Here is a 23,994-nt window from a genome sequence, read left to right as displayed (position 1 = left end):
ATCATTCCTCCCGGCGCAAATCACCTTCATTATCTTTTTTTATAAATACAGCTCCAAGACACCAGTACCACCACAGCCATTCCGTTGCCAAAAATGGACGCTCAAAATTTTCGACCAACATGCACAGGGAAATTCCTATGGCACATATCCAAAAATAAAATGCAGGCGACGTTTCTTTTCTTTCCCGTAAATATCTTTTAAAAGATATTACACATACATTTATAAACATGATAATGTATGGAACTGCAGTAAGTATACCATATCTGTAAATTATTCCCAGAATACCGTTATGAGGATATCTTGCTCCTCCCCAGATTATAGGATAATATTCGTGCCCAAAAAAGTTTATTTCTCTCAAGTATTCCATCCAATAAAGATTTCTCGCTGTCAGAAACGACGTAACCCTTTCGTCAAAGGCTATACGTTGAATAGACGGCGCTTCCATACCTATGGATATTATGGCCTGCATCGCTTCATTGGGAGGCTGGCTATCCCACGAAAATACGACCTGTACTATCGGAAGATTAACTGTTGCCCATGCACAGAGTATATGAATACAATAAAACATGACCACAATGGCAACTGCCGATAAAATGCCTTTCACCGGTTTAACAGCGCCACTTGTAATCATCGACACATATTCCGCCAGAAAAAATATCAACCCCGGTACAGCGAGTATAAATCCCGCTCTGGAACCTGCCAGCAATACAAATGACAATGATACCATCGATCCTACCATATCTGCCGCAAACACCAATCTATAATTTCGATTTATAATATGATTCCTTATAGATGCTAAAAATCCCATCAGCACTATTGCGCAGAATATACCATATATATTAGGATTCCATGTATGACCTACAAGCCCGCCAAGTTCACCCCTCGGTCTGCACAGCAATGTGAAACATACAGAAATTAAAAATGCTATTTTAAATGCTGTTATGATCTCCTTAATCACCTTAGCTTTATCTGTTAAATTATCCCATGTGAAATAATAAAAACCCAGCACAGTGAGGTTAACATAACCTATCATGCAAAATCTTTTGCTTATAAAAAATTCCGATACACACATACAAATGCTGAGCCAGAGCCATGCATGAACCACTGGTCTGTTCCAGTCTTTCTTTTCAAGAGGTTTTTCTATCATGCTGACTGCTATAAGCAGCATAAGCACACAGAATATCGCCACATTATATTTGAAATATGCCGTAAGCATATACTTGCCTGTATTATAAATAAACATTATCCAGAACATCCAAAAAATAAGTGCCGCTATTCTCAATGCCGACTTCACTTTTCGCGGAACTTTTAAAGAAAGTGTGACAAATCTATTTCCAAAAGACAGATAAATGTCCTGAAGAAAATCTATAGGCCCGTACCAATCTATCTTTAACTTCTTCCTTCTAAGTATCAATATGACTGTCCCGCTTATCAAAACAAACGTAATTATGAAAGCACCTACATAATGAAGATATTTGCTCATGGAAAAAAACCATTTGCTCTCTCTCAGTTCAATAAATTTTACCGTAAATGATATTGATTCATCATCCGATAAGCTTACCTTAAAAGAGCTACATTCGTCTCCGTCAATTTTGATTTCATTATATCCTTCTTCTATTTCCCGAACCATGGGACGTCCCACTTGTTTGTTTTCATCATACCCCTGTATCTCAAGTGAAGCTTTGTCAAAATTCGCATCTTTTATATCCATATAGATATAATTCCATGCAAAAGGTTCATCAGAAGTACTTATCCAGAAATAGCTGTCATCAGTCCCGGGGCTAAGCACATTATATCCTGTACCTATAGTAGTATCGCATACCTTGCCTGAATCATAGGTATTGGTAAAGGAATGAGACCCACTTATAGCCGCAAGTCCACATGCTACAGACAAAAAAATTATTATAAGTACATATGCTATTGCTTTATTAAATTTGACAAAACGATTACTGTTCTCAAACTGCATTTAACGTCCTCTCACTTTCATCAGCACCATCGGAACCCCATGCCAATATTATAAATACCATCAGTATAGTATAATATCTGCTGGTAACCAGAAGAGCTTCAAAATTGCTTACCATAAAAGCAAAAATTACCGTTGATGCCAGTACCATATTGTGCGTACTTCTCGCAGACAGAGCTCTGGCTTTCCGTATTTTATCAAGCATTATTATCATAAACAGCCCAAATCCTATCCATCCTGTTATAAATATCGTAGCCAGATACCCATTATGAACACTAAAGGTCGTCGGCAGATATCCTTCTTCGGTCCCATAATTGCTTATATATTGACTTTTTAGATATTCGTTCCTTTCATCCTTTTCCAATGTAGGACTACCTGTACCCAAAGCCCATTTATCACTATGGGAAATATAGCAGTCCTGCCATATAATGTATCGTCCTGTACTCAGACTATTTATCTTTTCCTCAGAAGATGACAGAGTCCTATCATTATCATTCATATTGTATGCTATATATCCATATATAAATACTGCTGCCATTGAGCTTGCTATAAGACAAATCGCAACAAGCCTTTTAGGGGTAAAGAACCTAAATGCTTTCATGAGCAAAATACAGATAAGAGATACCACAAAGCTAAGTATAGCTCCCCGTGAATCGTATTTCCATAAAACATATAAAGAATATATCCAGTATAACGTCATTATAGGGATGTATTTTCTTTTCTTTATAAAAAGCAAACTCAGCAGTATAGCCATTCCTGTCATTATGCCAGCTGAATTAGGATTGCTGTACAAGATTGCATTATTATATCCTGATGCACCTGCATCATAATATGTACTTAGTCCGGTAAGAAATTTCAGCAAGCCTCCTTCTGATGTTCCTTCCTGAAAACTGATATCCAGGATATGAACACAATATGTATTAGCAATATTCACAATAAAATTGACAGCACAAAAAACAAATGCAAGTAATTCGACTTTTACCTGCCTTCCCACAGTCCATCCACATATAACAACGAGAAAAACAAATTCAAAAAATATCTCTCTTAAAACGCCATACTGAAAATCTTCCACAGCAAAGCATAGACATCTGACAGCAAAAAATAATATCAGCCAAACAGCCGAAGGTACATATAAGAATCTGTCAGTGAACCATCTCTTTCTTTGCTGCTTAGATACTGTAATAAAACGATATATGAACAACACAAATAATGCCAACATAATAAGATTTTTTAAAGGAGAAAATATACTTCCCCTTACTATACCGATAACTGTATAGTTCAATGTGAATATAAGCATCGCAGATATAATGATAATATTTTCCGACACATTCAGCCATATCGGCATTTTTTCCCGTCCATCTTTTATTGTTTCACGTTCCATAACAATCTGCAAACCCTCTCTGTTGAATGACCATCACAACCATCTAAAAATAAATTATAAAAATCCTCGCGTTTTTCTCTACATAAATCCTCAGCTTTAACAGATTCTACAAGACTCTCAAAATCTTCTGACACTCTTCCGAACAAATATTTATCGAAACTGTAATAAAGACCTCTGTCCCCTGCGTAGTCATCTTTATCGTATACAAAATATATTATCGGTTTGTCAAGAGGAAAATAATCAAATATTATAGATGAATAATCTGTAATCATAATATCACATGCTATAAGAAGATCATTTACATCCTCATAATCAGTAAAATCTATTATACGTTCTCCAAAATCACAGCATTTTACTACAGCTATTCCTCTTTTTACATTATTTTTAAGAGCCGGATGCCATCTTGTCAATATAACATAATCATCGCCTAAACGTTTTATAAGTTGATTTAAGTTTGCTTGCTCAAATCCATAATCAGCATCTCTCACATGAGTTCCCCTATATGTAGGTGCAAACAATACTATTTTTTTATTTTTCAATTCCGGATATTGTTCCAGAAACCGTTCTTTTGTATCTTTTACATATTTATTATCAAACAGCTCGTCCATCCGGGGAGAACCAGTTGCATATATCTTCCCCTCATCCATTCCGAAGGCCTCCGAATAGCACCACGCTATTCTGCTTCCGCTTACAATCGCCTTAGTATATTTTTTATACCCTTTATGAACACGCATTTTCCCACTAACATTAACATGTAGATCCTTTCTGCTATGACCGAATTTTTTATATGCTCCTGCTCCATGCCACAGCTGTATAATTTCCTGTCCTCTTCTGACTTTCATATGAGAAGTTGCCGTATACAAATCGTCCAAAAAAATATATCCCGATACACTTATTGCTTTCCATATACTGAGTACCGCTTTTATACCGTGTCTTTCTCTTCTATCTCCCTTTGTATACGATACGAGGTGTAAATCATGTCTACTGTTGTCGAGATAATCGTACACTGCTTTTAAGTTGCCATTTAGCCCTTTATGTGTCTCTGCCAAAAAAAGAACCTGATCTGATTTCAAAGGTATGAAAACACAGCATAATCTGTTAAAAATCATGAAGCATACCGAACTTATTAAACCTCTTATTCTTTGCAAAAAATTCATAATACTATTTTTTTAAAACCTTTTTCTTTACAACATTCAACAAATATTTATAATTATCACTTTTTCTGTAAATAAGCCATAAAAATCCATTAGAAATAATCACTGTAAATATAAATTGAACAGCAAACACACCTATAGCTTTAGCCGAACGTAAATCCCCTGCTCCACCAAACGCTATATCAATTCCTTTACATGCTCCCAAACAAAGAAATACGGCTATAAGAAAAACTATCATATATTCAATATATTTTTTTACGTACTCTTTAGCACTTTTTTTAAAACCATACTTGTACAGAACATGAGGCTCTATCCATACGCATGTCGTAAGCGAACTGATGATAGTCCCTATCATGACGCCTGCTATTCCTATGAATTTTACAAAAATTACAGATAGTATCAGGTTTATGAGTGACTCATAAAGAGGCATGTATTTATTATACCAATACAGACCTTTAGCATTTTTAAAGGTTTGTGCCGTCTTCCTCATCCCAGTCAGATAATCTTTAAAGACGAGAAGAAAAACTACAGCCATGCCAAACGTGTACTTTCCTCCAAGCCAAATATTTCCTATAAAAGGATTCAATAGAGCAAACAATCCGCAACAGGAAAAGGTATACATCCAGAAATTCATAAAAAGTATTTGGAACAGGGTTTTCTCCTGTTTCTCAACATCCTCTGAAACAGCCAGATTACCCACACTGGCAGATATTCCTGTAAAGAATTTATTCACAAAAGACGTAAGAGCACTAGTCAACGTATAGTAATTAGAATATAAGCCAACACTCACAAGACCAAGAAATTTAGAAATTATCATATTATCTGTTGCAAAAACAATTATACTGCCTATTTTATGAAGAATCATTGCCGCAGTGTTTTTCTTGATCTGCTGAAATATTTCCTTAGGCATTTTCTCTTTTGATTTATGTTTAAGATACGGATATTTTTTATTTGCTATCAAAGTAATATTTACATTTTGCAAAAACAAAATAATTATTCCAAGCCCCATAAACAACAGATAATTCTTAGTTATTATCAGAAGTATTGACCTTATTATTATAGAAGCTATATTAAATATCTCATCGTTTATCGTAACTATATAATTCTTCTGATTTGCTTTTATAAATGTAGCCCTGTATGAAAAGAAATATGACATAGCAGAATTCATTACGTACATTACATATATCACATGTATATATGGTATATCAGGAACACCCTTTATCAAATATTCTATCACAGGTGTAAAGGAACATCCTACAATAAGGATAAACAGCCCTACCCCCACATAAACTTTTTGATAGAATGTCATAATGACACTTATCTTATCTTTCTCCCCTCTTGCAATAGGACCGTAAAGGCTGAACACTATAGCCTCTCCTATTCCCAGTTCTGCCAGAGAAAGCATCGACAGAACATTGCTGAACAGACCGCTCAAGCCTACATATTCTACCGAAAGAACCATAATTATAACAGTTCTCGATATAAACTGACCAAAGACATGCACTATATGCATCATCCATGCAATTTTTACATTTTTAGCAGAATTTTCTAAACGCACAGCAACACCTCTGTATTTTAATATCCAAAACCTATATTATTAATTACTTTCTAAAAATATCCAAGCTCTGCTTTAAACATGCTACAGACTCTTTATTATATATCTAAAACGGCTTAAAATCAAGGATTTGGGCTTTTCTACATATATGTTTCACATTAAAACACTCGCTTCAGACATAATATAAATTCTATACCGTCTCTGCGAGTGCTTTTTTTATATCATATAAAGATTTTGACTGTGCCCTATAAAACCTCTTCCATCCTGATGACAGAAACTTCGTATGCCGTCTTGGTTATCGGTTCGCCTTCATCATTGTATTTTCTGTATTCCCTGCTCTGGATCCTGCCTTCTACAGCTATTTTATCTCCCACCTGAAGCTGCCCGCTGTAAATTGCATTACGCCCCCACGCTATAGTAGGTATGTAATCAGATTTGTTATACATTCTGTTTACGGCAACCATCAGATCACATATCTCTCGCCCCAGAGGAGATGTCCTTCTCACCGGAGCTTTGCAAATAAAGCCTTCGATGGCCACATGATTCTCATACTCAAACTCTTCATCACTGCAATACTCCATTCTTCTTGTAAAAACAGTTACCTCCAGTTTACTTCTTCCGTCAACTTCTCTGTTATATGTCCTTATTTGACCTGAAATCTCAAGCAGTTCACCAACCTTAGGCGAGCGCCCTCCAAGAAGTTTCTCCGATATAATCAGCCTTATCTCATCCTCATATCCGCTTTTTCTCATTATTCCCAACATCACCAGATAAAATGCTTCTCCGTATGTTTTATGATTGAAGACAGGCTCAGATAAAACTCTTCCGGATAAATAAGCCATATTTCCTTCCGTTAATTTCTCCATTAAAAAATCCCCCTCCAGGCATATTCTATTAAATCATATGCACCCGCAAGGGGACTTTATACATACATTGTTCTTATTTTATATAAGCATCACTGTCTACAAATCGAGTCTCATGACCTCAGGATGACATGAAACACCATATTGAGGACATGTAAGACATTCAAAAAAGTTTGGAGCATCTTCTCTCGGAACAGTTACAAACCCTTGCTTTCTGAAGAATCCGGGAGCTCTCGCCACAAGAAATATGCGTTTTCCTCCCAGCCTTTTAGTCTCTTCTATGCCTTTCTCCAGCAAAGCTTTTCCTAAATGATATTTTCTGTATTTGGGATCTATAGCAATACCATCTACTATGAATTCTCCTTCGCGCTTTGCCAATACGAAAGCCCCTATAATTCGTTCCCCATCCTCTCCTTCATCATCCATGATATTCCAGCATTTCACAAGATCCGTCGGTACCGGCTCATCTTCTGAAAACTCAAGTTCATTTTCAATAAAAAACGGAACTAATCTTTCATAATCTCCGGTGACTGATATCTTAAAATCTTTCATCTCTTTCCTCCCTTTTTTATATTCTAATCATAATTCCATGTATCCTTGGATACAAAAACATCAAGCCTCTTATTCAATACGCTGAACTCAAGAGGTAACTTTTCTCCATGTTCCCCATCTATATCTGTACTTATATCAGCCTCTGACTCAATAGTAAGTTTATCCGTCTGAAAATAAAGCACATGTTTATTATTGGGATGTCTTCCGTGAACGACTTCAAACAGCAGCGGTGCCAGCTCAACAATAGGCATTTTCTTAAATGCTATGACATCCAGTTTTCCGTCATTCATATTAGATTCAGGTGAAAGTTTTCTGAAACCTCCCGCTGATTCGCCATTCATGACTACCATAAAATAAATATTTTCCTCGTACACCTGCTCAGGAGTAGTCAATTTCACAGGAAGTGCTCTTATCTGAGGAATCTCCGTAACAGCTTTAAGATAATAAGCCAGTGTGCCTATAGCATTCTTCAAATTCGGATCCGTCTTCTGGCTGACATCTATAAGCGCTCCGAGAGCAGCCACATTTATAAAACATCTATCGTTTACAACACCTACATCTGCTTTAGTTGTTTTATTGCCAAGAGCTATATCCAGCTGATAATCTATATCCGAAGGAAGTTCAAAATAATACGCAAAATCATTAGCTGTCCCTGCCGGCAGTATAGCAAGAGGTAAATGTATATCATATTTAACCATGGCATTTACACACAGGTTCATCGTACCGTCTCCGCCGGCTGCAATTATACGACTGAACTGATTTTGATCTATCTCTGACAGAACGTTATCTATAACTATTCCTTTTGCAGCTCTTACCGGCACTACCTGATAACCAGCCTGCTGACACCTGTCAACTATGTGATCAAGATTATTCTTAAATACCCCGCTTCCCGAATATGCATTGTAATAGAGCAATATTTTATTAGCGCTGCCTTTATCATTCATCTTTCAACATCCTCCTAACATGACCTATCAGATACAGGGAGCCTGCAAACAACACAACATCATAATTCTTCCATATGCTTATGGCCAGTCTCACGCTGTCTTCAACATCGTCTGAGATAATAGGCTCTATCCCCATACGTCTTATTTGAGCAGCCAGCTCATCAGTCTTCAATTTCCTCGGGCTGTCAGGCTCTGTCACTATTATGTCATGAGTTATATCTATAAAGGCTTTCAGAATCTTATCTGTTTGTTTATCAGCCAGCATACCTGTAACCAGAAGTATTTTCTTATCGCGAAAATTTTCCTTCATGGTATCACACAGAGCATATGCTCCTGCTTCGTTATGCGCACCATCAACTATCACCACAGGAGTCCCTGTTTCTTCAGAACCTTTTTTCAAGACCTCAAAACGCCCCGGCTGAACAGCTTTCTTCAGTCCTTCATACAACAGAGATCTTTCAACTTTTATCTCTCCCGATTTTCTGAGGACTTCTATTACAGACAGCGCCGTCTTAAGATTCTCGCTTTGATGTCTGCCCACCATGGATATCTCCACATTACTGTAATCAGTACCATAAATCTCCATAGTTACAAACTGCCTAAAAAGCGATTTGTCAAATATCTCCGGTTTTATATCCGATATATCATATAAACGGCTCTCTTTCTCATAAGCTGTACGCGCTATGACGGCAGCCGCAGCATGGTTATCCACATTGGATATCACAGGTACCGATGGCTTGATTATCCCTGCTTTATCGGCAGCTATTTCCTCAATAGTATTGCCCAAACGGTCCATATGATCATACGAAACAGAACATATGGCACATATCAAAGGCTTGTCCACAACATTGGTAGAATCACCTTTACCACCCAGTCCGACCTCCAATATGACTATATCCGCCTCCTTTTCAGCAAAATACAGCAGTGCTACAGCTGTTACCACCTCAAATTCTGTAGGGGAATCATCTCCTTCCGCAACCATTTCCTCGGCCGCAGACAGAACTTTCATTGAAAAGCCTTCAAGATCTTCATCCGAAATATTCTTCCCTCCCAGTCGTATTCGTTCGTTAAAACATTCTATAAAAGGAGAGGTATACAATCCCACATTGTAGCCGCAGGAAGAAAGTCCTTCCTCCAAAAATTTACAGACAGAACCTTTACCGTTTGTACCTGCCACATGTATCACTCTAAGATCTTTATGGGGGTCTCCTAATTTCTCAAGAAGTATATTCATTCGCTCAAGACCGAGAACGCTTCCGAATCTGTTGAATTCATGTATTTTATCTATAACATCAATCATTTTACCTTTTTTTCGACAACTGTAAGTCTGTCACAGACTTTCGCCAGCATCTCCTCATATTTAATTTTCTTTTCTCTTTCTTCGTTTATTACTTTTTCCGGAGCCTTGTTTACAAAACCTTCATTAGACAGCTTGCCCACTACACGCTTAACTTCGCTTTCCAGCTTTTTCTTTTCCTTCTTAAGCCGTTCAAGCTCTGCTGCATAGTCCATAATATCATCAAGAGGGATGAAAACTTCTGCTCCCGCCACAACTGCCGACATTACTTCTTCAGGAACATCTGCTTTACTTTTAGCAAATATTATCTCCGTTATATTGGCAAGCTTTTCTATATAACGTTCCCCTGCTTTTACAACTTCTTCTTTCCCGTCAGCGCACAAAATCACTGCACGAAGCTTTTTGCTTGGAGCCGCATCTGCTTCCGCTCTGATATTTCTTATACTCTTTATTACAGCCATTGCCATCTCAAGCTTTTCAGTCTCATCAGAGAATGTGAAAGTTTCGCTGTAAACAGGCCAGCTCTCTTTTATCAGGAAATTATCAGGATTATCTTCAGATGTTTCCTTCTTAGGCAAATATGTCCAGATTTCCTCTGTTATATACGGCATAAACGGATGGAGAAGCCTGAGCATGTCCTTAAGAACCTTGACCAGAACTGCTCTGGCAATCTGCTTATCACCTTCATCATCACCATAAAGCCTTCCTTTAACGATTTCTATATACCAGTCACAAAACTCATTCCAAATAAGATCATATGCTCTCTGACCTGCAAGAGCCAAATCAAATTTTTCCATAGTTTCAGTGATGTATTTCACCGCATCATTAACTCTTGAGATAATCCACTTATCTTCATCCTGAAGATCCGACAAACCAATATTCTTAAGATCAGCCATCTTTTTAAAACTACCGTTATTGTCCTGGAGATTCATAATAACAAACCTTGAAGCATTCCAAAGCTTATTGGCAAAATTTCTCGCTGATTCCAGTTTATCTGTTTTAAACCTCATATCATTTCCCGGTGTTATTCCTGTGGTCAGCATGAATCTTAGAGCATCCGCTCCGAAACTGTCTATTATCTCAAGAGGGTCTATTCCGTTTCCGAGAGATTTGCTCATCTTTCTTCCCTGAGCATCACGAACCAACCCATGTACATATACATGTCTGAAAGGTACTTTACCGGTAGTTTCCAGTGCAGAAAATACCATTCTGACTACCCAGAAAAATATGATATCGTATCCTGTAACCAATACATCTGTCGGATAAAAATATTTAAAATCCTCAGTTTCATCAGGCCATCCCAATGTAGAAAACGGCCATAAAGCTGACGAAAACCATGTATCAAGAACGTCTTCATCTTGCTTTATATTTGTACTGCCACACTTATCGCACCTATCCGGCTCTGTCTCCGCAACCATTATTTGGCCACATTCCTGACAATAATATGCAGGTATTCTGTGTCCCCACCACAACTGCCTTGAAATACACCAGTCTCTGATCTCTTCCAACCAATGAAGATACGTTTTCTCAAAACGCTCGGGAACATGCTGCAGTTTGCCGCTCCTTGCCGCTTCAATTGCAGGTTTTGCAAGCTCCTCCATCTTCACAAACCATTGATCAGAAAGCATAGGTTCCACTACTGTACCGCACCTGTAACAGCCCCCCACAGGAATTACTTTTTCTTCTGTCTTAACCAGATAGCCTGCTTCTTCCAGATCCTTTACCCATGCCTTACGGCATTCATATCTGTCCATACCTTCGTATTTGCCCGCATAGCTGTTCATAGTGGCATCGGGGTTTATACAGGAGATATGCTCAAGATCATGTCTCTGCCCCACTTCAAAATCATTAGGATCATGAGCAGGTGTAATCTTAACGGCTCCTGTTCCCTTCTCAGGATCAGGATAAGGATCTGCTATAACTGGAATCTCCCTTCCCACAATAGGCAAAACTACGTTCTTACCTACGATATCTTTATATCTTTTGTCACTTGGATGTACAGCTATAGCCACATCTCCAAACATAGTTTCCGGTCTGGAAGTAGCCACAACCACATCCTCTCCTCCGTCAGCTGCCGGATATCTGAAATACCAGTACATGCCATTTTTATCCTCATGCTCAACCTCAGCATCTGACAAAGATGTTCCACACTGAGGACACCAGTTGATAAGTCTGTTGCCTCTATATATCAGACCTTTTTCATACAACTTTACGAAAAAATGTTTTACCGCTTTATTGCAGCCTTCATCCATAGTGAAGCGCTCTCTGCTCCAGTCACATGAATCCCCCAATTTACGGCATTGCTTCGTTATCTTTCCTCCGAATTCCTCTTTCCATGCCCATGCTCTCTTGAGAAATTCTTCTCTTCCAAGCTCCTCTTTTTCAAGGCCTTCTTCCTCTCTTATTCTGTTCACAACTTTCACTTCAGTTGCTATACTGGCATGATCACTTCCGGGAAGCCATAAAGCGCTGTATCCTTGCAGCCTTTTAAATCTGGTAAGAACATCCTGCAATGTCTGATCCAGAGCATGTCCCATATGAAGCTGCCCCGTTATATTAGGCGGAGGCATCACTATAGTAAAAGGTTTCTTGTTAGGATCACATTCTGCTCTGAACGCACCGCTTTTCTCCCACATTTCATATATCCTGTCTTCAAATTTCTTAGGATCATATGTCTTAGCTAAATTCTTCTCCATATTCTATATCTCCTTACTGCCTTAAGCCTTTTTTTCTCTGTTCTTCGTATTTCTTTTTCGTTCTTATCCCGTATATGCCTCCCACTATACTGAAAATCACCATCACAGCTGCGATCATGGCATATACCTTATATATACCGCCAAACCTGTGAAACGCCACCTGCTCTGCTCCTTCGGCAGTCAATTTATACTCATATACATCCCATCCCGTATCCAGATTCACATCAATATGATCTTCATCATTGGACATGGTACCTTCCTGATAATTGTAATTATCACCAAAATGAGAAAAAATAGCAACTCCAAAATCCTCACCCGCTGTAAAAGCATACATCGATTTATTCCCATGTTCCTCTGATGCTGTCACCTTTATATCATCAGCTTCCGATTCTTTTTCTATTATAGATACGATTTCGCTTTCCGGACTGCCGGACATATAGTTGCTCGCTATAGGGAACAGAAAAAATGCCGTAAATATGACCCACATAAATATTATAAAGTTTTTCACTGCTTTTCCTCTCTTTCCTTTTCCATGTCACGCTTCATAGAAGCAACCATTTCCTTACTGAAACACAAATTATCACTCATAGGATTTATAGCGAATCCTGCTATGCCGCTTTGAGGCATCAACAAAATAGCTGCCAAATCATCAAAATTAACTATCATGCTGTGCTGATCTTTTTCTATTTCACACTTTATCATTTCTTCCCCATCGGTGAATACCGGGTAATAAAGGTCTCCACTGGCAGCTTTTATAAGTTCAAAACTGATTCTCGTATCTTTCTCCAATACGACCTCTTCCAGCTTTCTGTCATATTGCGGATCTTTATCCATGGAAACCGGAATGAGAAGTCTTGCTTTTACGACCTCATTCAAAAGTCTGATTGAATTTTCCATCCCCGGATCCTTCTTTGCTTCTTCCATGGCTTTTTTCAGCTCAGGATTCCTAACTGGTTTTGCCTGCTGCATACGATTTCCCTCCTGTATCGGCTCTTCACCTTCATATTTTCAAGATATACGCTGTAAGCCCGGGACGGCCCGTATCTCTACTTCCTTTAACCACGATTTTATCCATAACCGCTGCTTTTTTTACGATATCTTCATCCTCAGCCGCTTCTGCGCCGATACCCATAAGACCTGCAAGACCTGACGGAGTCACCATCTCGGTATTTACATCTGCAGTTTTAAAACAGTATCCGCAGTTCTCTCTCAGCGCCATAACTGCCGGAACAGGTACGTCTATTTCTCCATGGCTGCATATTATCTTCCCTTTTCCATCGTATATAGGCGATACCATAATTTTATCAGGGCATATGTACTCTATAGCCATTCCTACAGCCAATGCATTTTTTACAGCTTCATTTCTTCCAACCTCATGAAAATGTACTGTTTCAAGAGTCTCTCCATGAACTTTAGCTTCAGCTTGTGCTATATACTCGTATATTTTCAGAGCCGTTTTCTTCGAAGCAAACGAAAAACCGCTATTTTCTATTAATTCTCTGACTTTTTTATAACTTCTCCCGTGATGATGTCCGTCATGAATATGATTCTGTTCTTCCTGACTGCCCATAACCTCATGCCGCATTACTTCGTATATTTTTTCCTCATTTCGGCTCAAACGACTTACAGCTTTTAAAAGCATATCTCCGCTTATGCCATTACTGCCGTCAAAATATAATATTTTCATATATAAATATCCTTTTCTTAAAAATCTACTACCCTTAAATATACATTGAATATCAATAAAAGTAAAGTGTCAAAAGCTGTCGTTATAAAACTGGCGACTACTGTATTTACAAGATCTTCATATGACGGTATAATATTATAAATATTCAGACTTATGTCCACATTATAAGATATAACACCGAATAATGGAGGATACTTAATGAAAAAACTTGAACAAAGAGAATGGGCTTTTATAGATGATATTGTTTACTTCATTTATAGCAACGATAATTTTATTAATGACAGGAAAACATTTCTCTCATATATAAATCAGCTGATCCCCAACAATTTTTCCGTATTCCACATGCCTGACAAAACTGGAGAACATCTACTATGTGATCCCATAATATACATTCCCGGTGAAGCCAATGGCGCAAACAGTTCACATATCGAAGCAATAAACCGGTATATCGAGGAATACGAAGAAGAAGATTTCGGCAAATGGATCATGCTGGTGGGCAAGAGAGATGTCTACAGAGAAATGGACCTCATAGATGATGATGAAATAAGAACCACAGGTTATTTTAATGATACGTACGCTGCCTTCAACATTAAGTACAGCCTGCAGGTGATAAGCGCCTTCAACAACCAGTTTCAGGCTGCTATTGTACTGGGAAGAAGCAAAGAAAACGGTGACTTCTCAGACAAAGAGATCTATATGATGGAGCTTATAAACAGACATCTCAGTCTCAAGCTTTATCAGGATTCTCTGAAAAATAACACTGAAAATAATCATGCTTACACCCATCTTGATGAAAAAATCATGAAAATGGCGGATAAATGTATGCTGACAAAAAGAGAAACAGAAGTGGTTTTCAAAGTAGTCAAAGAAAGCCTCACAAACGACGAAATATGCAGTTCTCTTTGTATCGCAGGACATACCCTCAATAAGCACCTGAGCAACATATATATTAAATGTGACGTTAACAGCAGAGTTTCACTGATACATAAAGTGCTTTCTTAGAAAAATCAAATATGCCGCTTATAAAGAGTAAAGTCTCAAGGCTTTGCTCTTTATTCTTTATATTGCAGGTTCAAATAATCAATTATATGTACTCTGTCAATTAAATCAATTATATAAAGACGATAAGTAACTTGTTAACATTAGTAATTCTCAAATTTCATCCAAAGTTTAAACATTTAAAATGATTTGTTTTTTGGAAATATTCTGTTAATATTCCTCTTGTAATAATTTTATCATTTGAAAGGAGCCAGAAATATGAACATTATGGAATTATCTTTTTGGTCTGTTATTCCTCCTTTGCTGACGATCTTTCTCGTTCTTAAAACCCGAAAGATACTCTTATCAATGGCTATAGGCATTACCCTCGGCTGTTTTATCATCGGTAAATTCAATCCTGTAAACGCACTTAAGAGTTTTGACAGTATTTTCATAGGAACATCAACGCAAGACGGTACTCTGATACCAGGATCAATCACCACCCCCGACAACCTCATGGTTCTTCTGTCTATGGTAATGATCGGCGCTCTCATCGGTCTTCTTGTAAAATCAGGAGGATCCCATGCTTTTGCAGAATATATGTCAAAACGCATCAACAGTAAGAAACGTTCAGGACTCATGACTTGTATAATATGTACAGTTCTTATGATTGACGATTATTTTGACAATCTTACGACCGGAGCAACTATGCGGGCAATCTCAGATAAAAATAAAGTCCCCCGTGAAAAGTTTTCTTATTATCTTGATTCTACAGTATGCGGAATCAACTCAATATCTCCTATCTCCAGCTGGTCTGCATTTCTGGCAGGACTTTTAGCCACCGGGATGATCGCAGCAGGAATGGAAGGAAACTCATATCAGTTGCTTCTCAAGTCAATACCTTACAATTTCTTCATATTCATATGCCTTATTATGGTATACTGTGTGGCTGTATTTAACCTCAATATAGGCCCCATGGCTAAGGCTGAAAAAAGAGCAGATACCACAGGTAAACTAATAGAACATTCTTTCAGCGGAGATGAAGATGAACAGGACTCCTATGGAGAAGTGAAGCCGGCAAAAGGTAAACCTGTTGATCTTATATTTCCTATAGCGTTGCTAATTTGTCTCGTACTCTTTTTTATGCTTTACACAGGTGATTTCTTCAGACACCATGATATAGTAAGAACAGTGAGTCAGATGGAGGGGATACGTTCATTGATGTATGGTCTTGTATTTACCATAATAATCACCACCATATATCTTCGTCTGAGAAAAGCCGCTCCCGTAACTCAGCTCGCCAGCGCAGCATTTATCGGAGTCAAGTCTATATTATACGCTAATCTGGTACTTATCCTTGGCTGGACCCTTGGGGGAGTTTCCGACAGACTTGGCATCACAGAATTCATGATATCAGTCTTCCAGGGAAACATTCCTCCTGTGATAACTCCTACAATTCTCTTCCTGCTCTGCGCCGCAACAGCATTCGCTATAGGAGGAGGCTGGACGACATTCGCCATTATGATACCTGTCGTAGTGCCTTTTGCAGTGGCAACCAATGCAGATCTTTTACTCTGTATCTCTGCCATAATAGGAGGTGCGGGAATGGGAGCAACATGTTCACCTCTGGCTGATACTTCTATTGTTTCAGCAACATCAGGAGAACTGTCCATCATCGATCACATCAAGACTCAAGCACCATATTCTCTAATATGCGGAGCTATAGCTATCGTAGGATACCTGATTACAGGAATAACAGAAAGTCTTTCTTTAGGATATATAATCATTGCAGCATTATTTATCCTTACCATCATAATTATGAAAAGAATAAGTATAAATCAGCCTGCAATACCATTAACCCCTGATAAAGAGAAATTCAGTATAGCTGAGAATCAGTAATCTTGTACGCCATAATATGGCGCCTCCAAAAACAATACCTCTAAAGGAGGGTATCTGCAAAGATCCCGCTTTTAGAGGTATTCTCCTTTTTACTGTTTTTCCGCAGCTTCTGCCACATGTTTCATCAAAATAGCCGTAGTCACACTGCCTACACCTCCCGGTACCGGTGTTATAGCAGATGCTATTTCATACACTTCATCAAAATCCACATCGCCGCAAAGTGATCCGTCTTCTTTAACATTGATACCCACATCTATGATAACCTGACCTTTTCCCAGCCAGCCGCTTTTTATCATGCAGGCCTTTCCCACAGCTGCTATAACAATATCAGCGTTTTGACCTAATTTCCTAAGATCTTCATTCGATGTCCTGCTGTGACACACACTGACGGTCGCATTCCTTCTCATGGCCATCATTGCTGCAGGTTTTCCTATCACAAGACTTCTTCCCATAACCAAAACACGTTTTCCTTCAAGATCATATCCATAATGATCCAGTATCTCCATGCATGCTTCCGCAGTACATGGCGGAAACCCTATATCACTGTCCATAAAAACGCCTGCCATAGATCCGGACGTTATCCCATCCACATCTTTTGCCGGAGACAATGCGGAACAAATCTCACTTTCATTTATATGGCCGGGCAAAGGTCTGAATATCAGCACTCCATGTATGTGTGAGTCATCATTGAGCCTCTGTATCTCCTCTATCAACTCTCCCTGCGAAATCTTTTCATCGTAAACAAATTGTCTTACCGTTATACCAAGCTGAAAAGCGCGTTTTACCGCTCCCCTTTCATATGATATATCCTGAGGATTATCTCCCAGCCTCACTATAGCAAGAGTGGGGAACACTCCCTTTGCTTTAAGCTCTTTTACTTTCTCGGAAATCTTTTTCATAAGGCTGTTCGCTACAGATTTACCCTTGAGTATTTTTGTCATTATCTAACCTCGTAAACTTTCAGCAACGCTCTCGAATATCTCGTCAGCCATAGCTGTATATTTCACCATGTACATAGCGCACATGGAATCCAGCTCGTCAGCACGTTTTCTGTCTTTCATAGACTTTGTATTTATATAAACATTTAAACTTGCAGCCTGCAAAGCAGCTTTACATATGATTGCTCCCGCTCCTGCATCGCTGACTGCAAGCTTTGAACCTTTACAGGCAAACCGACCCGATAATTCTATCGCCTTTCCGCAGGCTTTCATAATTTTAAGAGGAACACCACAAGCATCATCAAGCGCATTTTCAAGAAGCCTTTCCTTTTTTTCTTTTTCTGTTTCTGTATCCGCTTTCATACCATAAAGATTCGACAAAGGTTTAAATATATTTATATCTGCCTGAACCAGTTCCATTAGTTCCTCCCTTAAACCATCAGCTTCTTCAGCCAATGCTGTGATTTCTTCTTCCACAGCTTCATATTTTTTCTTTCCTATGGTAAGCGAGGCCACCATTCTCCCCAAAGATGCACCCAGAGCACCCACAAGAGCAGATACGCTTCCGCCGCCCGGTACCGGTGATTTTCCTGCCGTTTCATCGACAAACTGACTGCAAGTTTTATCGGTATAAAGCATATTCCCTCCTAAAATAATCCCGAAATCTTTCCTGTTCTGTCAACATCTATTTTCTCAGCCGCCGGTCTTTTAGGAAGTCCCGGCATAGTCATTATATCACCTGTGAGAGCAACTATGAATCCAGCTCCTGCAGAAACCTTAAGATTTCTCACTGTAAGCACAAAACCTTCAGGAGCTCCCAAAAGTGAAGGATCATCGGAAAAGCTGTATTGAGTCTTGGCGATACATATAGGAAGTTTGCCGAATCCCAGCTTTTCCAGCTGTGCGAGCTGCTTCGCAGCGGCAGGAAGTATGTTGATATCATCAGCATGATATACTTTCTGAGCTATAGCTCTTATTTTCTCTTCAATAGACATATCTATGTCATAGGAAAATCTAAAGTCATTGGGTTCTTCACACAGACGAACAACTTCCTCTGCCAGAGATATTCCGCCTTCTCCGCCTTTGCCCCACACTTCACTGAGCGCTACGTTTACACCAAGCTCTCTGCACTTGTCCTCAACAAGTTTAAGCTCATTTTCAGTATCTGTAGGGAATCTGTTTATAGCGACAACTGCAGGCAATCCATATACATTAGTTATATTGCCCACATGCTGCAGCAGGTTAGGGAGTCCTTTTTCAAGAGCTTTAAGATTCTCTGTTCCCAGGTCAGCTTTCGCCACACCTCCGTGATGCTTAAGAGCTCTTACCGTAGCCACAACAACGACTGCAGAGGGCTTTATTCCGGACATTCTGCACTTTATATCCAGAAATTTTTCCGCTCCCAGATCTGCGCCAAAACCTGCTTCCGTCACCACGTAATCAGCCATCTTCATGGCCATCCTCGTAGCCATCACCGAATTACATCCATGCGCTATGTTGGCAAAAGGTCCTCCGTGAATAAATGCAGGAGTATGCTCAAGAGTCTGCACTAAATTAGGTTTAAGAGCATCCTTAAGAAGGGCCGCCATCGCTCCCTGAGCATTAAGCTGGCCCGCTGTCACAGGCTCATCATCATAGCTGTATCCTACGATAATACTCGATATCCTCTTTTTAAGATCTTCAATATCATCTGACAGACATAAAATAGCCATTATCTCACTGGCAACCGTTATATCAAATCCGTCTTCTCTGGGCATTCCGTTAGGCTTTCCTCCCAGACCGTCTGTAATAAACCTGAGCTGTCTGTCATTCATATCCACACATCGCTTCCATGTTATTCTTCTCGGATCTATCTTAAGCTCATTGCCCTGCTGAATATGATTGTCCAGCATAGCCGCAAGCAAATTGTTTGCGGCTCCGATAGCATGCATATCTCCCGTAAAGTGTAAGTTTATATCCTCCATAGGCACAACCTGCGCATATCCGCCTCCGGCAGCTCCGCCCTTGACGCCGAACACCGGTCCTAAAGACGGCTCTCTGAGTGCTACAAGCACATTCTTATCTATCTTTCGCAAAGCATCTGCAAGACCGACCGTTGTCGTAGTCTTCCCTTCTCCCGCAGGAGTAGGCGATATAGCTGTAACAAGGATTACCTTTCCGTCCGCTTCATCTTTCTTATCTTCCAGCAGATTATAATCCACCTTAGCCTTATAATTTCCGTAAAGTTCAATGTACTTGCTGTCCAAGCCTGCGGAATTCGCTATCTCGTTGATATTTCTCATTTCCGTCTCTTGCGCAATCTGAATATCGCTTTTAATTTCCATCTTCTTCTCCTTTTTAATCAAATATTATTAAATGCGAAAAGAGCCTGACAATCCGGACTCTCTGCCCAGACGGTCGGCTCACTGTTACATTATACTTCACGTGGTTGATTCCACTTGATCCCGTCAGTCGTATAACAAATTTATTTTATCATGAAAAAAAGGTTTATGCAAGTGGTTAGATCGCCTAAGCAACGGCAATCAGATCATTATCAAATGCCAAAAATTATCTTAAATTTCCTTAAAAATACTACAGCACTTTTTTCAAAAACGTCTTTCTGTGGATTGGGCATATCCCCTGTTTTTTAATCCCCTCATAATGCTGCTTTGTACCATAACCCTTATTTTTTTCAAAACTGTACCCGGGATATTCCGCGGCGTACTCTGCCATAATTCTGTCTCTTGTTACCTTTGCTATTATCGAAGCTGCTGCAATGGCAAGAACTTTGGCATCGCCCTTTATTACGGATTCTTGGGGAATCTTGATATCATCTATTTTCATAGCGTCAAACAATATATAATCCGTCTGTCGACTGCCGTTTGCTTCCAACATTCTATTAAGTTCATCCACAGCCATCGTCATAGCTTTTTTAGTAGCCTGCAAAATATTTATATCATCTATAACTTTGTTATCCACCATCCCTATGCCAAAAGCAATCGCCTTTTCCTTTATCACAGGAAAAAGCTTCTCACGCTTCTTTTCAGAAAGTTTTTTTGAATCATCTATTCCCAAAACGTCAAAATCCTCGGGAAGAACTACCGCAGCAGCTACCACAGGACCTGCTAAAGGTCCTCTGCCCACTTCATCAACTCCTGCAATTTTTTCATACCCTGCGCAGCGAAGCTCCTTCTCTTTCACTTTCATCTCAGCAAATCGTTCTCTCAATTTTTCCATTCTCTCCTGCTTTGTCATAGCTTTATAAACGCTCCTTTTTCATCGCAATCTATTTACTCTGTCCCGGATTTTCAAGAGTTATTCTGCCTATCTTTCCTCCTCTGAATTCATCCAGTACAATTCTTCCGATCCTTTCGTAATCTATTCTTTTTCCCGGCAGTATGCAGCCTCTTTTAACGGCTATACTTTCCATATTTTCAAGAGGAGTTTCTGCTGTTTCTTCCAGTTTATATCTTTCTTTAAGCATCTGTGGATAGTTTTCCGCAAGAATACCTATGAGTTCCATAGCAAGAGTTGGCACATCCAGAACCTCATCTTTTATGCATCCGCAGAATGCCAGATCAAGGCCTACCTTGGGATCTTCAAATTTAGGCCACAAAATCCCGGGTGTATCAAGAAGCTGCATATTGTTTTTAAGCTTAAGCCACTGCTTACCTTTTGTTACTCCCGGTCTGTCTCCCGTCTGCGCGCTTTTTTTCCCTGTCATTCTGTTTATAAGAGATGATTTACCTACATTGGGAACACCTACTATCATCAGCCTGAAAGGCTTCTGCATAAATCTGTCCCTGTTTTTCTCCTCTGACATACTCTCAAGAATTCTAAAGAGATTTTTTATTCCCAAGCCACTCATACAATTCATGGAAAAAGCTCTTATACCTTTTTGACGAAAATAATTTTCCCATTCTTTGCTCACGCTTCCATCAGCAAGATCACTCTTATTAAGTACTATCAATTGCGGCTTACCTTTTATCAGCTCATCTATTATAGGATTCCTGCTGGAAAGAGGAATTCTGGCATCAATCACTTCAATAACTGCATCTACCAGTTTTAAGTTTTGCTGTATCAACTCCCTTGTTTTCTTCATATGCCCCGGGTACCAGTTTATATTGTTCATAAAGATTTTCTCCTTTTAATCGCCTCACCTGTATATCTAATTATTTAACCAGTAAAACTTTTTCTGACTTATACTGTTTTATTATATAAACCAGAACTATACTTATATAAACTATAGTAGATACAAACATCAGCGTAATATTCAGCAAACTTATATCTCCATTATTTATATCTGTAAATAAGACCACGTAATTCAAAAACGGTATTATAGATATAAGAGGTGTTCCTGTCACTCCTATCATAAAGGCTATCATACCCGGAAACAATGATATAAATGTGAGCGGTGTCAGCGCGCTCTGCGCCTCCTTAAAGGTCTTGGATTTGCTGGCTATAGCAATACACAGACCACTTATAAAGAAAGAAAAAGCAACTATCACAATCACCGCAAACACTATACTGACAGGCGAATACATAGTATCTACACCTTTATATATAGAAAATATATTTTTTGCTGCCGCTAAAGATATGATAGATAATATCAGACTTATCACTCCGGTCACAATAGCTGATATTGTCACCCCTAAAAATTTACCTATAATTATATCCCTGCTTTTTATAGGAAAAGTCAGCAAAGTTTCCAGTGTTCCCCGTTCCCTCTCTCCTGCTGTTGTATCTGTAGATGGATACGTGGCTGACACAGTTATAGCCATTATTATAAAAAGGAAGGCATAATTTTTTATGTATCCTGCAAAAAAATTATCTTCATCAGCAAAGCGTTCTTCCACTGTTATAATATTCATCATCTGATCTGCATCTATATTATTCTCTCTGAGAAAATCCTGCTGCAGATACTCCTTATATGTATTATAATATGACTCCATAAGTTTGGCTGAATACGTGCTGGTGTCAGAACTGTCCCCGTTTATGATATAACTTTTTCCGTCTCTGGCTACATATAAATCGATATCACCATCTGCAAACTTCTTTTCCAATTCTTTTTCAGTTCCCTTTACAACGTCTATATCCATTGTCTCAGCAATACTTTTTTCTGCTTGTGACATTTCATAGGCAAATCCTATCCTATTATATTCTGTCACGTCTTTATTTGCCTGCGATTCAAATAATGCAGACATTCCCAAAATTATTAAAGGTATGGATACAGGTATTATCAGCATCATGGACAATGATTTTTTATCTCTGAAAAGTTCTCGCACTTCTTTTCTGAATATATTCCACAAATTATTCCTCATCTGCAACACCTCCTATCATTGCGAAAAAAGAATCTCTTAAATTCGTCATGCCTGTATCTGCTTTAATCTCATCTGGTGTTCCGCTGTTTATTATCTCACCTTTATTAAGCATGATAACTCTGTCGCAAATATTCTCAGCCTCTTCCATATAATGAGTAGAATACAAAACAGTCTTTCCTCTGGATCTTTCGCCTTTTATAAAATTGAGTATTATCTGGCTCGAGATAATGTCTAATCCTGATGTAGCCTCATCTAAAATATAATATTCCGGATCGTGTACCATGCATCTGGCCAAATTTACTTTCTGTGTCTGTCCTGTAGACAGATTGGATATTTTATTATAAAGAAACTGCCTCATTCCCAGTATATTAGTTATTTCATCGATTCGTTTAGTCATTTCATCTCCGTCTACACCATATATATCACAACACATTTTCAAAAGCTCATATGTAGATAATGTATCATATATCTTGGTGTTTCCCGACAAGTATGCAATTCTTTGTTTTATCTTGATCTCATCATCTGCGTAAGTCATTCCGTCAAAAGTAATCTCCCCTTCTGTCGGCTCCAAGATTCCTGCTATCATCCTCAAAAGCGTAGTCTTTCCGGCTCCGTTCGGCCCCAATATTCCTATTATTTCTCCATTCCCTGCTTCAAAACTAATATCTTTATCAGCACAAAATTCCTCTTGTTCTTTTTTGTTTTTGTTTCTTAAAAACTTTTTAGTTACATGTTTTACTATAATCATAATACTCCCTCACTTTTTATATTACGATTTACAGGTTGT

At 38.8% G+C, this 23,994-nt stretch carries 21 protein-coding genes and 1 riboswitch; of the genes, 2 read left to right on the top strand and 19 right to left on the bottom strand.

Features of this window, described 5'->3' with window-relative positions; genetic code table 11:
- Nucleotide 1: 1 nt before the first annotated feature.
- The 12 genes from H8692_RS06535 to larC form a co-directional block, all read right to left on the bottom strand.
- Nucleotides 2-1,966: an O-antigen ligase family protein gene (locus H8692_RS06535; protein WP_187525283.1), complete on the bottom strand. Its 1,965-nt coding sequence runs from the start codon at nt 1,964-1,966 to the stop codon at nt 2-4.
- Nucleotides 1,956-3,344: an O-antigen ligase family protein gene (locus H8692_RS06530; protein WP_187525282.1), complete on the bottom strand. Its 1,389-nt coding sequence runs from the start codon at nt 3,342-3,344 to the stop codon at nt 1,956-1,958. Before H8692_RS06530 ends, H8692_RS06535 begins: the two co-directional genes overlap by 11 nt.
- Complete coding sequence (locus H8692_RS06525) at nt 3,326-4,453, bottom strand: CDP-glycerol glycerophosphotransferase family protein (RefSeq protein ID WP_187525281.1); 1,128 nt, start codon at nt 4,451-4,453, stop codon at nt 3,326-3,328. Before H8692_RS06525 ends, H8692_RS06530 begins: the two co-directional genes overlap by 19 nt.
- Nucleotides 4,454-4,505: 52 nt before the next feature.
- A complete protein-coding gene (locus H8692_RS06520) occupies nt 4,506-6,056 on the bottom strand; it encodes an oligosaccharide flippase family protein (RefSeq protein WP_177267493.1) in 1,551 nt (516 codons plus the stop codon).
- 242 nt (nt 6,057-6,298) lie between these two features.
- Complete coding sequence (locus tag H8692_RS06515) at nt 6,299-6,919, bottom strand: single-stranded DNA-binding protein (protein WP_177267494.1); 621 nt, start codon at nt 6,917-6,919, stop codon at nt 6,299-6,301.
- A 96-nt stretch (nt 6,920-7,015) separates the two neighbouring features.
- Nucleotides 7,016-7,468 carry a GNAT family N-acetyltransferase gene (locus H8692_RS06510; RefSeq protein ID WP_177267495.1) on the bottom strand — a complete coding sequence of 151 codons (453 nt, stop codon included), beginning with the start codon at nt 7,466-7,468 and terminating at the stop codon, nt 7,016-7,018.
- A 23-nt stretch (nt 7,469-7,491) separates the two neighbouring features.
- The gene (locus tag H8692_RS06505; protein ID WP_177267496.1) at nt 7,492-8,412 is read right to left on the bottom strand and encodes a YegS/Rv2252/BmrU family lipid kinase; all 921 of its coding nucleotides are present in this window, start codon (nt 8,410-8,412) and stop codon (nt 7,492-7,494) included.
- Nucleotides 8,405-9,712 carry a bifunctional folylpolyglutamate synthase/dihydrofolate synthase gene (locus H8692_RS06500; protein WP_187525280.1) on the bottom strand — a complete coding sequence of 436 codons (1,308 nt, stop codon included), beginning with the start codon at nt 9,710-9,712 and terminating at the stop codon, nt 8,405-8,407. Before H8692_RS06500 ends, H8692_RS06505 begins: the two co-directional genes overlap by 8 nt.
- Nucleotides 9,709-12,405, bottom strand: a complete 2,697-nt coding sequence (locus H8692_RS06495) for a valine--tRNA ligase (protein WP_177267498.1) — start codon at nt 12,403-12,405, stop codon at nt 9,709-9,711. The genes H8692_RS06500 and H8692_RS06495 overlap by 4 nt, the downstream gene beginning before the upstream one ends.
- Before the next feature lie 13 nt (nt 12,406-12,418).
- Nucleotides 12,419-12,892: a hypothetical protein gene (locus H8692_RS06490; protein WP_187525279.1), complete on the bottom strand. Its 474-nt coding sequence runs from the start codon at nt 12,890-12,892 to the stop codon at nt 12,419-12,421.
- A gap of 17 nt (nt 12,893-12,909) precedes the next feature.
- On the bottom strand, nt 12,910-13,374 hold the full coding sequence (locus H8692_RS06485; protein ID WP_187525278.1) for an SseB family protein: 465 nt from the start codon (nt 13,372-13,374) through the stop codon (nt 12,910-12,912).
- Nucleotides 13,375-13,405: 31 nt separating this feature from the next.
- Entirely contained in the window at nt 13,406-14,092 is a 687-nt protein-coding gene (larC, locus tag H8692_RS06480; protein ID WP_177268942.1) for a nickel pincer cofactor biosynthesis protein LarC, read from the bottom strand.
- Between the two features lie 198 nt (nt 14,093-14,290).
- Here larC and H8692_RS06475 point away from each other — a divergent pair, with 198 nt between their 5' ends.
- Both H8692_RS06475 and H8692_RS06470 read left to right on the top strand, forming a co-directional pair.
- On the top strand, nt 14,291-15,094 hold the full coding sequence (locus H8692_RS06475; protein ID WP_187525277.1) for a helix-turn-helix transcriptional regulator: 804 nt from the start codon (nt 14,291-14,293) through the stop codon (nt 15,092-15,094).
- Nucleotides 15,095-15,349: 255 nt separating this feature from the next.
- On the top strand, nt 15,350-16,969 hold the full coding sequence (locus H8692_RS06470; protein ID WP_177268938.1) for a Na+/H+ antiporter NhaC family protein: 1,620 nt from the start codon (nt 15,350-15,352) through the stop codon (nt 16,967-16,969).
- Nucleotides 16,970-17,058: 89 nt separating this feature from the next.
- Here H8692_RS06470 and H8692_RS06465 read toward each other — a convergent pair whose 3' ends face one another.
- The 7 genes from H8692_RS06465 to H8692_RS06435 all read right to left on the bottom strand — a co-directional run bounded on the left by H8692_RS06465 (nt 17,059) and on the right by H8692_RS06435 (nt 23,955).
- Nucleotides 17,059-17,910 (bottom strand): bifunctional 5,10-methylenetetrahydrofolate dehydrogenase/5,10-methenyltetrahydrofolate cyclohydrolase, encoded by an 852-nt coding sequence (locus H8692_RS06465; protein WP_177268936.1) that lies wholly within the window; start codon nt 17,908-17,910, stop codon nt 17,059-17,061.
- Nucleotides 17,911-17,913: 3 nt separating this feature from the next.
- On the bottom strand, nt 17,914-18,546 hold the full coding sequence (locus H8692_RS06460) for a cyclodeaminase/cyclohydrolase family protein (RefSeq protein ID WP_177268934.1): 633 nt from the start codon (nt 18,544-18,546) through the stop codon (nt 17,914-17,916).
- An 8-nt stretch (nt 18,547-18,554) separates the two neighbouring features.
- Nucleotides 18,555-20,231, bottom strand: a complete 1,677-nt coding sequence (locus H8692_RS06455) for a formate--tetrahydrofolate ligase (protein WP_207722966.1) — start codon at nt 20,229-20,231, stop codon at nt 18,555-18,557.
- Nucleotides 20,232-20,287: 56 nt separating this feature from the next.
- Nucleotides 20,288-20,372, bottom strand: a riboswitch (ZMP/ZTP riboswitch).
- 106 nt (nt 20,373-20,478) lie between these two features.
- Nucleotides 20,479-21,141: a ribonuclease HII gene (locus H8692_RS06450; protein WP_187525276.1), complete on the bottom strand. Its 663-nt coding sequence runs from the start codon at nt 21,139-21,141 to the stop codon at nt 20,479-20,481.
- 31 nt (nt 21,142-21,172) lie between these two features.
- Complete coding sequence (ylqF, locus tag H8692_RS06445; protein WP_187525275.1) at nt 21,173-22,018, bottom strand: ribosome biogenesis GTPase YlqF; 846 nt, start codon at nt 22,016-22,018, stop codon at nt 21,173-21,175.
- A gap of 40 nt (nt 22,019-22,058) precedes the next feature.
- Nucleotides 22,059-23,207 (bottom strand): ABC transporter permease, encoded by a 1,149-nt coding sequence (locus H8692_RS06440; protein WP_187525274.1) that lies wholly within the window; start codon nt 23,205-23,207, stop codon nt 22,059-22,061.
- A complete protein-coding gene (locus H8692_RS06435) occupies nt 23,197-23,955 on the bottom strand; it encodes an ABC transporter ATP-binding protein (protein WP_177268926.1) in 759 nt (252 codons plus the stop codon). The genes H8692_RS06440 and H8692_RS06435 overlap by 11 nt, the downstream gene beginning before the upstream one ends.
- Nucleotides 23,956-23,994 lie beyond the last annotated feature (39 nt).

The organism is Lentihominibacter hominis (assembly GCF_014385065.1).
GTDB classification, from domain to species: domain Bacteria; phylum Bacillota; class Clostridia; order Peptostreptococcales; family Anaerovoracaceae; genus Lentihominibacter; species Lentihominibacter hominis.
Note: the sequence above shows the minus strand (reverse complement) of the source record. Positions and strands in the feature narration are given on the sequence as shown.